11 protein-coding genes are annotated in these 11,195 nt (G+C 40.8%); 2 read left to right on the forward strand and 9 right to left on the reverse strand.

Annotated elements, in window-relative coordinates; all coding sequences use genetic code 11:
• Position 1: 1 nt before the first annotated feature.
• From narH to ABRT01_RS08520, 5 genes are read right to left on the reverse strand one after another with little or no spacing between them, the layout of a single operon-like run.
• Positions 2-1,561, reverse strand: a complete 1,560-nt coding sequence (gene narH / locus ABRT01_RS08500; RefSeq protein WP_269409127.1) for a nitrate reductase subunit beta — start codon at positions 1,559-1,561, stop codon at positions 2-4.
• Positions 1,551-5,231 carry a nitrate reductase subunit alpha gene (locus ABRT01_RS08505; RefSeq protein WP_367746805.1) on the reverse strand — a complete coding sequence of 1,227 codons (3,681 nt, stop codon included), beginning with the start codon at positions 5,229-5,231 and terminating at the stop codon, positions 1,551-1,553. The genes narH and ABRT01_RS08505 overlap by 11 nt, the downstream gene beginning before the upstream one ends.
• A gap of 6 nt (positions 5,232-5,237) precedes the next feature.
• A complete protein-coding gene (locus ABRT01_RS08510; RefSeq protein WP_269409125.1) occupies positions 5,238-5,507 on the reverse strand; it encodes a hypothetical protein in 270 nt (89 codons plus the stop codon).
• Between the two features lie 41 nt (positions 5,508-5,548).
• Complete coding sequence (locus ABRT01_RS08515; RefSeq protein WP_367746806.1) at positions 5,549-5,866, reverse strand: hypothetical protein; 318 nt, start codon at positions 5,864-5,866, stop codon at positions 5,549-5,551.
• A 26-nt stretch (positions 5,867-5,892) separates the two neighbouring features.
• Positions 5,893-6,309, reverse strand: a complete 417-nt coding sequence (locus tag ABRT01_RS08520; protein WP_269409123.1) for a hemerythrin domain-containing protein — start codon at positions 6,307-6,309, stop codon at positions 5,893-5,895.
• Between the two features lie 519 nt (positions 6,310-6,828).
• Between ABRT01_RS08520 and ABRT01_RS08525 the strand changes: the two genes are divergently transcribed.
• Positions 6,829-7,104, forward strand: coding sequence for an acylphosphatase (locus tag ABRT01_RS08525; protein ID WP_269409122.1), 276 nt, complete (start codon positions 6,829-6,831; stop codon positions 7,102-7,104).
• Positions 7,105-7,215: 111 nt separating this feature from the next.
• On the opposite strand, the gene ABRT01_RS08530 is transcribed toward ABRT01_RS08525, so the two are convergent.
• Complete coding sequence (locus ABRT01_RS08530; RefSeq protein WP_269409121.1) at positions 7,216-7,455, reverse strand: ferredoxin family protein; 240 nt, start codon at positions 7,453-7,455, stop codon at positions 7,216-7,218.
• A gap of 212 nt (positions 7,456-7,667) precedes the next feature.
• On the opposite strand from ABRT01_RS08530, the gene ABRT01_RS08535 reads away from it, so the two are divergent.
• Complete coding sequence (locus tag ABRT01_RS08535) at positions 7,668-8,864, forward strand: M14 family metallopeptidase (protein WP_269409120.1); 1,197 nt, start codon at positions 7,668-7,670, stop codon at positions 8,862-8,864.
• Between the two features lie 40 nt (positions 8,865-8,904).
• Here ABRT01_RS08535 and ABRT01_RS08540 read toward each other — a convergent pair whose 3' ends face one another.
• The 3 genes from ABRT01_RS08540 to msrB form a co-directional block, all read right to left on the reverse strand.
• The gene (locus ABRT01_RS08540) at positions 8,905-9,462 is read right to left on the reverse strand and encodes a histidine phosphatase family protein (protein ID WP_269409119.1); all 558 of its coding nucleotides are present in this window, start codon (positions 9,460-9,462) and stop codon (positions 8,905-8,907) included.
• A 255-nt stretch (positions 9,463-9,717) separates the two neighbouring features.
• Positions 9,718-9,924, reverse strand: coding sequence for a DUF6501 family protein (locus tag ABRT01_RS08545; RefSeq protein WP_367746807.1), 207 nt, complete (start codon positions 9,922-9,924; stop codon positions 9,718-9,720).
• 54 nt (positions 9,925-9,978) lie between these two features.
• Positions 9,979-10,938, reverse strand: a complete 960-nt coding sequence (gene msrB / locus ABRT01_RS08550) for a peptide-methionine (R)-S-oxide reductase MsrB (RefSeq protein WP_367746808.1) — start codon at positions 10,936-10,938, stop codon at positions 9,979-9,981.
• Positions 10,939-11,195: the final 257 nt, after the last annotated feature.

Here is an 11,195-nt window from a genome sequence, read left to right on the forward strand (position 1 = left end):
CTTAGTCTCCTTTGCTGGTTGAGCGCATGACAATTCTTTCCCGATTCTCTGAACGATAAACACCCTGTTCCTGTTTGCTGACGGAGGGTATGACCATTCCTTCTGGTGGTGCGAGCTCTTCCAAACTGCAGGCACCCTGTTCATAGTAAAGATCATCATCCATTTCCCTTCGTCCTGTCGGGATAACAAAGCGTTCACTATACTTGGCGACACCTAGTAAACGAGCCATGTCCTCAATTTCCTCAGGGTTCGTATTCGCTTCCTTTAACAACTCACTTTGTCTAAACTCATCGATTCCGCCAACCGTTTTACCACGCATATGTACACGCATGGCCGTCAGTTTAAGCAGAACTTTTCTGATCACCTTGGTATCCCCTGCCGCTAAAATCGATGCCAAATACTCCATTGGGATCCGCATTTGGTTTACAGCCGGAATGTAACCATCTGTACTCAATTCATCTTCATTAGTGATGTGATTCATGATTGGGCTTAACGGCGGTACATACCACACCATTGGCAGTGTCCGGTATTCCGGGTGTAAAGGTAATGCAATCTTCCATTTCAGTGCCATTTTGTAAACCGGTGATTTTTGGGCGCCTTCGATCCATTCATCATTAATTCCGGCTTTTTGTGCTTCTTCAATAACCTCTGGGTCAAATGGGTCCAAAAATACGGATAGTTGTGCTTCGTAAAGGTCTTTTGGATCTTCAACGGATGCAGCTTCCTTTACTTTGTCAGCATCATACAATACAACACCAATATAACGAATTCTTCCTACACATGTTTCCGAACAGATCGTAGGCAGTCCTGCTTCGGTACGTGGATAGCAGAAATTACATTTTTCCGCTTTATGGGTGTTCCAATTGTAATACACCTTGTGATATGGACAGCCGCTCATACAGAAACGCCAGCCTCGGCATTCCTCCTGGTCAACCAGCACGATTCCATCTTCATCCCGCTTGTATAAAGCCCCTGATGGACACGATGCAACACAGGATGGGTTAAGGCAGTGTTCGCAAATACGCGGCAAATACATCATAAAAGTTTTTTCATATTCCATTGAGATGTGTTCCTGCAGCTTTTCAACCATTGGATCTTGGGAAATGACATCCGATCCACCAGCAAGATCATCATCCCAGTTCGGCCCCCATTCCGGCTTGTCGATAAATTCACCAGTTATCATTGATTGCGGACGTCCAACCGGCAGATTCTCTCTTTTGGGACTTTCAATCAGATTTTGATAATCATATGTCCAAGGTTCATAGTAATCATCCATGTTGGCCATGTCCGGGTTGTAAAAAATATTCAGGAGTTTGGAGATTGGTCCTCCTGCTTTCAATTTTAATTTCCCATTTTTTAGCACCCAGCCACCTTTATAATGGTCAGAATCCTCCCAACGTTTTGGATAGCCAAGGCCCGGTCGGGTTTCGACATTATTGAACCACATATATTCCGTACCCGGGCGGTTTGTCCAGGTATTTTTACAAGTGACCGAACAGGTATGGCAGCCAATACATTTATCAAGGTGCATCACCATCGCAACTTGCGCTTTAATTCTCAAGCCAATCAACCTCCTTCAATTTCCTGATAACCGCAATCGTATCCCGCTGGTGTCCTGTAGGTCCATAGTAGTTAAAACCATAACTTAGCTGCGAATATCCACCGACCATATGGGTTGGCTTCAAGGTGATCCGGGTAACACTGTTATGAGTACCGCCACGTTTTTTATTGATGGATGTCGCCGGTACACCAAGCGTACGGTCTTGTGCATGATACATATAAATCATGCCTCTTGGGATACGGTAGGTTAATATAACCCTTGCCGCAATCGCACCATTACGGTTATATACCTCAACAAAATCATTATCGACAAGCCCGATGGATTTAGCGTCCTCTTCATTCATCCAGAGCACTTGCCACCCTCTAAACAAAGTCGACATATTGGTGGTATCGGTAAACATCGTATGAATGCCCCATTTTTGATGCGGGGTCAAATACCTTACCGTTAACGATTGACCGTCTTCAGCCACACCTTTTTCGTTCTTAAGGAATGGTCCATAGCTCAATGGTGGTAAATATAATGGCAATCCTTCGCCAAAATCGCGCATCATTTCATGGTCAAGGTAAAACGATTGCCGTCCAGTCAATGTACGCCATGGAATGTTGTATTCCGTATTCACTGTAAATGGTGAATAGCGTCTGTTATCTTTTTCCATACCACTCCATACCGGTGTAGATATAGCCGTCCGTGGTTGTGCAGTGATCGCATCAAGCGTATAGTCTTCTTCTTCACGACCCTTGGAAATCTCTTCAAGTTTTTGCCCGGTTTTAGCCTCCAATGACTTCCACCCGGCAACTGCCCGTTTCCCGTTACTTGCGCCAGACATTAACAGAATGGCATTAATCGCTTGTTTATCGGTATATAAATCTGGATGGTCTTTTCCAATTCCTTCTCGTTTCGATTTACCAAGCCGAGATCCTAGTTCTTCATAAACTTCCTCACCAGGGATTGTTACACCTTTTCCACCGTACCCCTGTTTAATGAGCGGCCCAATTGTCGTCCATTGATGATAAAGGTTTGGGTAATCCCGTTCGACAACTTTCATTCCGGGCATGGTCTTGCCTGGGATTGCTTCAACCTCTCCATTTCGCCAATCTTTGATTTCGCCAAAAGCCTGGGCAATTTCTCCTTCTGAATCGTGCCCTAATGGTGTGGTTACCAATTCCTCTGTTTTTGGCAGATGCTTTTCGGCGAGTTCGGAAAATACCTTGATAATTTCTCGGAAGGTGTTCCAATCACTTTTCGTTTCCCAAGGCGGGTTAATGGCCGCATTAAATGGATGAATGAACGGATGCATATCCGTACTGCTAATATCAAATTTTTCATACCAAGTTGCCGCTGGCAGGACAATATCGGAAAATAGACCTGAGCTCGTCATCCGGAAATCAACGCTGATTAATAGATCTGCTTTACCAGTAGGAGCCTCGTCACCAGTGATCTTGACCTCTTCAGGTTGCCAGGAATTTTCCGGTTCGGCCATGACCTGGTTATCACCGCCAACCAGGTGCTTGACAAAAAATTCGTGACCTTTCCCACTGTCGCCAAGTAAATTGGAGCGCCAATTAAAGAAGACACGCGGGAAATTTCTTGGGTCATCTGGATTCTCAATCGCCCACTCCAGGTTATCCGCCTTGATTTGTTCGACAACATCGGTAATAATTTCTTGCTCCGTTTTCGCTCCCCGCTCACGACTTTCCTTCACAATATCGATTGAGTTCTGTGTGAATTGCGGATATGATGGCAGCCATCCAAGCCTGGCCGAGAGTGCATTCATATCTGCTGGATGCATTTGATTATATTTGCTTTTCCACGGATAGCCATCTTGATTCGTTTTCGTTTCATAACGGTATTGGTCAGTATGAAAGTAGAAATATGATGTTCCGTTTTGCAGACGTTGCGGTTTTAGCCAGTCGTTGGCAAAAGCCACTTGCTGCCAGCCTTCTTGCGGACGTACCTTTTCCTGTCCTACATAATGTGCCCAGCCACCACCGTTTACGCCTTGTGAACCGGTTAGAAGAACTAAGTTGAGAATAGCCCGATAGATTTGGTCACTGTGATACCAATGATTAGTTCCGCCACCCATGGCAATCATGGATTTTCCTTTGGTTCTTGCAGCATTATCAGCAAACTCTTTCGCTACTTTAATCACGTGGTTTTTGTTGACACCGGTGATGCTTTCCTGCCAGGCAGGTGTATAAGGTTTTGAATCATTGTAATCAACTGGATAATCACCAGGCAGATTACGGTTTACGCCGGTATGTGCCATCATCAGATCATAAACGGTTGCTACTTTAATCGTGTTTCCTTGTTTATCCTGAACGTATTTAACCGGAACACCGCGTTCTACGACATTACCAGTTTCTTCAGCAAAGTAAGGGAATTTCACCAGAACGGTTTCATCGGATTCATTGATAAAACTCAGTTTTGGGTCAATCACTGATCCATCGTCTTTCTCCAATTCCAAGTTCCACTTGTTTCCATTATCCCAACGGTAACCTTGACTGCCATTAGGAATTTCCATTTGGTCCGTTGTTTCATCCCAGACAACCGTTTTCCACTCAGCCAAATCAGGTGTTACGCGCAAATCAATATCTGACGCGCGTAAAAATCTTCCACTCCGGGAGTCTTCATTAATCGTTACCAGGAATGGCAAGTCTGTGTACTTTTTCACATAAGAATTAAAGTATGGAGTCTCATTTTCCACATAAAATTCCTTTAAGATGACATGGGTCATTGCCATAGCAAGTGCTGCATCGGTTCCCGCCCGTGCCGGCAGCCATATATCGGCAAATTTTTCATATTCCGCATAATCAGGGCTGACACCAACAACCTTTGTACCGTTATACCGGGCCTCCACCATGAAGTGCGCATCAGGTGTACGGGTTTGTGGTAAATTGGTTCCCCAAATAATAAAATACTTGGAATTATACCAGTCCGCACTTTCAGGAACATCGGTTTGCTCCCCCCAAACTTGCGGTGATGCTGGCGGTAAGTCTGCATACCAGTCATAGAAACTTAAAATCGTACCACCTAGCAAAGATAGAAAACGTGAACCGGCGGAATAACTAACCATAGACATGGCTGGGATTGGACTAAATCCAGCAATACGATCAGGACCATACTTTTTAATAGTGTGGATCGAGGAACTGGCAATGATTTCGCACATTTCCCTCCATGTCGCCCGAACGAATCCGCCTTTACCACGGGCATCAACGTATTGCGCGCGTTTATTTGGATCGGTCACAATATTTTCCCAGGCCTGAACAGGATCAAGACCATTTGCACGTTCTTTCTTCCACAGTTCATATAAATCACCACGAACATACGGGTATTTCACGCGAATAGGACTGTATGTATACCAGGAAAAACTTGCCCCTCGCGGACAGCCCCTTGGTTCATATTCCGGAAAATCATCGCCGGTAGTTGGATAATCTGTTTGCTGCGTTTCCGATGTGATAATCCCGTCTTTAACATAAATTTTCCAGCTGCATGAACCGGTACAGTTAACACCATGTGTGGATCGAACAACCTTATCATGTTGCCAGCGTCTGCGATATATGTCTTCCCAGGCGCGTGGTCGCGGACTTTCCTCTGTCCAATTCTGATTGATTTGCTCACCGCGTTTAATATGTTTTAATGAATCCAGTAGCTTATTTTTTGTTTTTCTCAACGGAAATCACCCTTCTTCATGTAATGAATCAATTGGATTAAAGCGTTCCCCCAACAATTTAAATGTGCCGGATCCTTCTTCCAACTCCTCGAGAAATATTTTTAATTCCGGTGCATTTGCTGCAACCAGGATCAAGCGCTCCAGAGTGTTCATATCACTGATCTTATAAACAGCATCCACTACACCTGGTTGTATATTCCCAAACCGCATTCGAAGTACAGCAATCAAATCTTCACGGTCTTGAACAAGATTGGCATCCTCTTCAAACATAAACATTGACAATCTTCCTTTCTACAAATATCGGATACCCCAGTGGTTTACACTTTCATCATTTTAAAGTAATCGGCAACCATTACTTCCTTAATCGCATCCACGTTTTGCAGAACGAAATCAATAATACCCGGGTCCATTTCGTTCAGTTGCACAGCTGTAAAATGTTGCGACACAGTGTGGGAGTATCCTTTCCCATAATGAAGAATTAATTGGTAACTCCCCTTTTTATCTTTTATATTTATTTGCAGATCATATGGGTGAATATGAAAGTCTTCCAGTTTTGTAACAATTTGTCTGTATAACTTTGGAAAACAAATCCTTAATGATCTTTCTTTCGGAGTTTTTTCATTTTCTGATGTCAATGTTTCCACCTCCAATAATGACATGGTCAATGATCAGGTAAAATCTTCTCTTCTGATCGATTATGAAGCTCATCAACAATAATTAATGCTTGAAATCGTTGCACAATGTAATCGTTGACCGTCCCTTGATCAAGTAATGTTCTGATTTCTGCAACTAGCAGTCTTAACAGATTATGATCACGTGTTAATTCTACAATCGAATCTTTTAAGGACGGATCAGCTTCAGCAAGTTCTTTATATAATCCTTCTTCCTCAGAATCGGCGTGCCTTAGTGTACGAGTTTCCCAATGTTCCACGGTAACAAATGCCACTTCCAAAGCTTTTTCGACATGCCCGTCTTTTACAAGCTTGTCGAGTAATTCCGTTAACTCTGCTGCTTCATTTAATGCGGCTTCATGGATAGCCGCGTGACTGTCCACATGCTTTAAAGCAGGCCCTGACATCTCATCACTTCCTATTTTTTACTTAAACTGAATAAAAGAACTGTATTAGTCAAAAGTTGATTCAAACTATAACAGTACTTTTCTTTTTCCTTAATACAAATGTAGCATAACATGGTAAAAATCTTATAACAATACGTAATCAAATTAATGTGAGAATTGTCACGTTGTTGCTTTTTTGACACTTTTTCCAGTAGTACAAGCTTAAAAAGTGATGTTACATTGGTTTTGATACCGCATACAAATTACTTGTTCCACCATCTTGGCTGCACGCAGGTTTCAGCATCTTTTCGCCAATTATTACTGTACATTTGATCCTATATTGTTACTATGAGCATTACCAATATGAAAACCTTTTAATCCCTAATCACCGTGTTTTTTATAAAGTGAAACTTCAATCAATGGGGGTATTACTGCCGGTTAATGGTGATAAAGAAATCGCTCCATTGTGTTTTATTTTATCTGTTTATGGTTAAGTAATATATAGACAGAACGATAATTATAAGGGGGATATATAAAACAATGGCAATTCACGTAATCGTAAGTGGTCGCGTTCAAGGTGTTGGATTTCGTTACGCAGCAAAACAATCAGCGGTACAGCATAAACTGGTTGGATGGGTGCGAAATAAGGAAGATGGCACAGTGGAGATGGAAATTGCCGGAGATCATACAAATATCGAACAATATTTGGAGGATATGAAGTCTGGATTTAGTCCATTTATTCGTGTTGATCAGATACAAGTTGAATCAACATCAGCAACCGAACAAGATTTTACCGGTTTTTCAATCAAACAATAATATAGATAAAGCCACCATGTACCCCATAGTGGCTTTATCTACTAGTTAAGGCAGTATAAAATTCATAGCTTTATTCCCTCACCCGGCTCCAACTTCCAGCGGCTGGGGTACTTACCGGTCTTCAAAAAATTGCCGATTTAATTCAATGTATTTCGTTTCTTCTTCTGGTATTTCATCTTCCATATAAATTGCCTCGACAGGACATACTGCTTCACATGCACCGCAATCGATACAGATATCGGGATCAATATAAAACATATCTTTACCTTCTTCTATACAGTCAACAGGACATACTTCCACACACTCGCCTGATTTTTCATTCAAACAAGGTGAAGTAATCACAAATGCCACGTGAAAATCCTCCTTTCAATACCTTTTCTCTATATGTACAAATTCATCCATAAAGTAAAGTAAAATTTGTATACTAATATAGTAACGAACAACCCTGATTCTTTCAAGATTTTCGCTGAAATTCATCTTTTTGTCTGTTTTGTCATAGGATTAATAATAGGAAAAGTAGAGATACTGATTGCTGGATATCTCTAGTCAGAGGAGGAAATTGAATGGAAGTTACGGTACGACGCAATGATTCATTATGGTATTTTAGCCAACTATTTGGTATTCCAGCCGTTTTAATTGAAAAATCAAACCCCAAGCTGACATCAGATTCAATTGAGGCTGGGGCAAGTTTGCAAATTCCTGGTTACCGTTTACGTGAATATATAGTAGCTGAAACAGATACATTATGGGAGATTGCCAATCATTATCATCTCCCAATGGATGCAATATTATTAGTGAACCCATTTGTAAAAAATTGTCATATTCAAACTGGACAACGGATATACATTCCAGAACGCATTAATGAGCTAATTGTACCTGATGGTGAGCCATATACATATGAACAACTGGTGGAAACGATCAACCAGCTGATAACCGTTTACCCATTCATCATTGGTCAATCGATTGGCCATTCTGTTATGGGCAAAGATATTGTTGAACTGCAAATTGGTATGGGAGATAAACATATACATATCAATGGGTCGTTTCATGCCAATGAATGGATCACTACTTCGGTTATTATGAAATTTGTAAATCAATATGCACTGTCACTTACAAATAATACTTCGATCCTTGATGTTTATATGTTATCTCAATATATTAATACTTGTCTGTCAATTGTTCCAATGGTAAATCCTGATGGCGTGAATCTTGTCTTAAATGGTTCAACTGCTGCCGGATCATATCAAGCTGACGTATGCCAACTAAACGATCAGAATGCGGATTTCTCCAGCTGGAAAGCAAATATTTTGGGTGTTGATCTTAACAAGCAATACCCTGCATTATGGGAAAAGGAAGCACAAAGAAAACCAAAGGTACCAGGTCCGAGGGATTTTCCAGGAACTGCCCCTCTGTCTGAACCGGAATCAATCGCAATGGCCGAGCTTGTTAAAACAAGAAATTTTTCACGAGTGATGGCGTTTCATACACAAGGACGGGAAATATATTGGGGATTTTTAGGACTGGAACCTAAACATTCAGCGTGTCAGGCGGATGAGTATGCACGAGTAAGCGGCTATCGCCCGGTTCATGTTTTGGATAACTATGCAGGATTTAAAGATTGGTTTATTCAAGCGTTTCAAAATCCCGGTTTTACAATTGAACTTGGTTGTGGGGTAAACCCGTTACCCATCGAACAATTTACTGTTATTTATCGGGAAAGTCTGGGAATTCTGTTGGCCAACTTATACTTGCCTGTGTAAAAGCGGGGCATAATCCATTCCCCGCCGAATCTGGTGTACTTCATTCATTACCATTCCATAAACATTCCACTGTTTTTGCTTTTTGATCAGTATGAATCACATAAACATCCGGATTTCTTAGTTTCTTCCATTGTTCAAAGCCATAGGAATGATCAAACTGTTTTAGCAATAATGCAATTAAGTTACCATGGCTGACAATAATAACATTTTGCAAAGCATCGTCAGCGTAAATGGTATCCAAAACAGAATTTGCCCGGTTTATGGCATCGTTACCGGATTCACCACCAGGCAACGCAAAATCAAGATCTGAAAATGATCGTTCGAGTATACCTAGCCAATCATCAATCGGTTGTTCACTTAAGATTCGTTCCCGCAAATTTTCATTCACTTCAATTCTAGCATTAACCTGTTCAGCATATGGTTTAATACTTTCTATTGCACGCAAGTAAGGACTTGAAATAATTTTGTCGAATTTAATACGCTGGTTTTTAAAAAATGTAGAAAGTAATTGCGCTTGCCGTAACCCTTCGTATGTTAACGGGGAATCTTTATGCTGACCGTCAGCCGCACAATGACGAACCAAGAATATTTTTTTCAATACTATTCAGTCCTTTATGTGACAATAATTTTTTAACGGTGATACTATTAATTAAATAAAATTATAACACTAATTGCAAAAAATAGAAAAGATAAAGTGAAATGTTTCCCCAGTAGTTTCGCTATTATGCTAATTATTGACAGGAAATGACAAAAGTATACACAATTTAAAAAATAAACATTTCCACTGAGTCGATATTGATTTATCGGACGCAACTTCCGCTTTTGAATATAAAAAATAACAGGAACAATCCTGTTATTTTTCCTCTTTGAAATACGTTTTTAAATATCCGCCAATACGATCGCTGTTATCAATGATAAAGTAAAATTCATCCGTTTCATTCTTTACATCATACACCTTCCCTGGTGTCAATTTACGATGAACAATAAATTTTTTCGCATCTGTGTGTATACACTTAATTTGTTTCATTGTTTCGTTGTTTTCCCAATTTAAATGAATCATTTCGGCAACTCTCTCCAATACATCATTTTGTTTGTTTACATAATAGAATTATTGTTAAGAAAATAGGTGTGTATATTGCCCGTAACCTTCTTCATCCATTTTTTCTTTCGGGATAAAACGCATTGCTGCAGAGTTCATGCAATAACGCAATCCTCCATGCTCTTTTGGACCATCATCAAAAACATGGCCAAGATGGGAATCCGCATCCTTACTTCTTACTTCAGTACGAATCATTCCATGTGATGTATCCGTATTTTCTTTTACGTGATATTTATCAATTGGTTTTGTAAAGCTTGGCCAACCACATCCTGCATCAAATTGATCTTTGGATGAAAATAATACCTCACCGGAAACAATATCAACGTAAATGCCGTCTTTTTTATTATCCCAATATTCGTTTTGGAACGGCCGTTCAGTTCCGTTTTCCTGTGTAACATGATACTGGATTGGTGTTAATTGCTCCTTAAGTTTACTTTTGTCATATGAGTTTTGCCAATTTCGTTTAATGAAATCAGCCCTGCCAGAACCTTTTTTATATAAATTATAATGAAAAGAATGTGTCTTATAATAATGTTGATGTTCCTCCTCGGCAGGGTAAAAAGGCTTAGCGGGAAGAATTGGTGTAACAATCGGACGAGAGAATTTCCCGCTTTCTGCTAATTTTTGTTTTGATGCTTCAGCTATTTCTTTTTGCTTTGGATTATGATAAAAGATTGCTGTTTGATATGATTCCCCGCGATCATTAAATTGTCCGCCAGCATCTGTGGGATCAATTTGTTGCCAAAATGTTTCTACCAATTGTTCGTATGGCATGATAGCTGGATCAAATGTGATTTGTACGGCTTCCACATGTCCGGTAGTGTGCGTGCAAACCTCTTCATAGGTTGGATTTTCTGTTGTCCCGCCAGTATATCCGGAGACCACTTTTTTAATACCTGGTCGTTCATCAAACGGTTCCACCATGCACCAAAAACAACCGCCCGCAAATGTAGCGAGTTCTTCATTAGCTGCCATGATCAGTTACCTCCATTTTTAATGATTGCCTTCATTTTTTCGTTTTTTTAAGGAAAAATCAAGTATTGTGCTTGGCATGCACAAGAAATGCTGACAGTTTTGCGTTGTCATAGGGCGTGGACGATTTTAGCAGAAGCTCCCTTTTAATATTCCCCTTTAAGAGGATGTTCAAAAAGTCCGGTAAAAATGACATGCCCCTGCAAAAGGGGTATGCCGACGCCTGAGCGCAAGCCCGTTTTTAGTCGGCCTTCCTTTGA

It is taken from the genome of Lentibacillus sp. L22 (assembly GCF_040812445.1).
GTDB lineage: Bacteria > Bacillota > Bacilli > Bacillales > Amphibacillaceae > Lentibacillus_C > Lentibacillus_C daqui.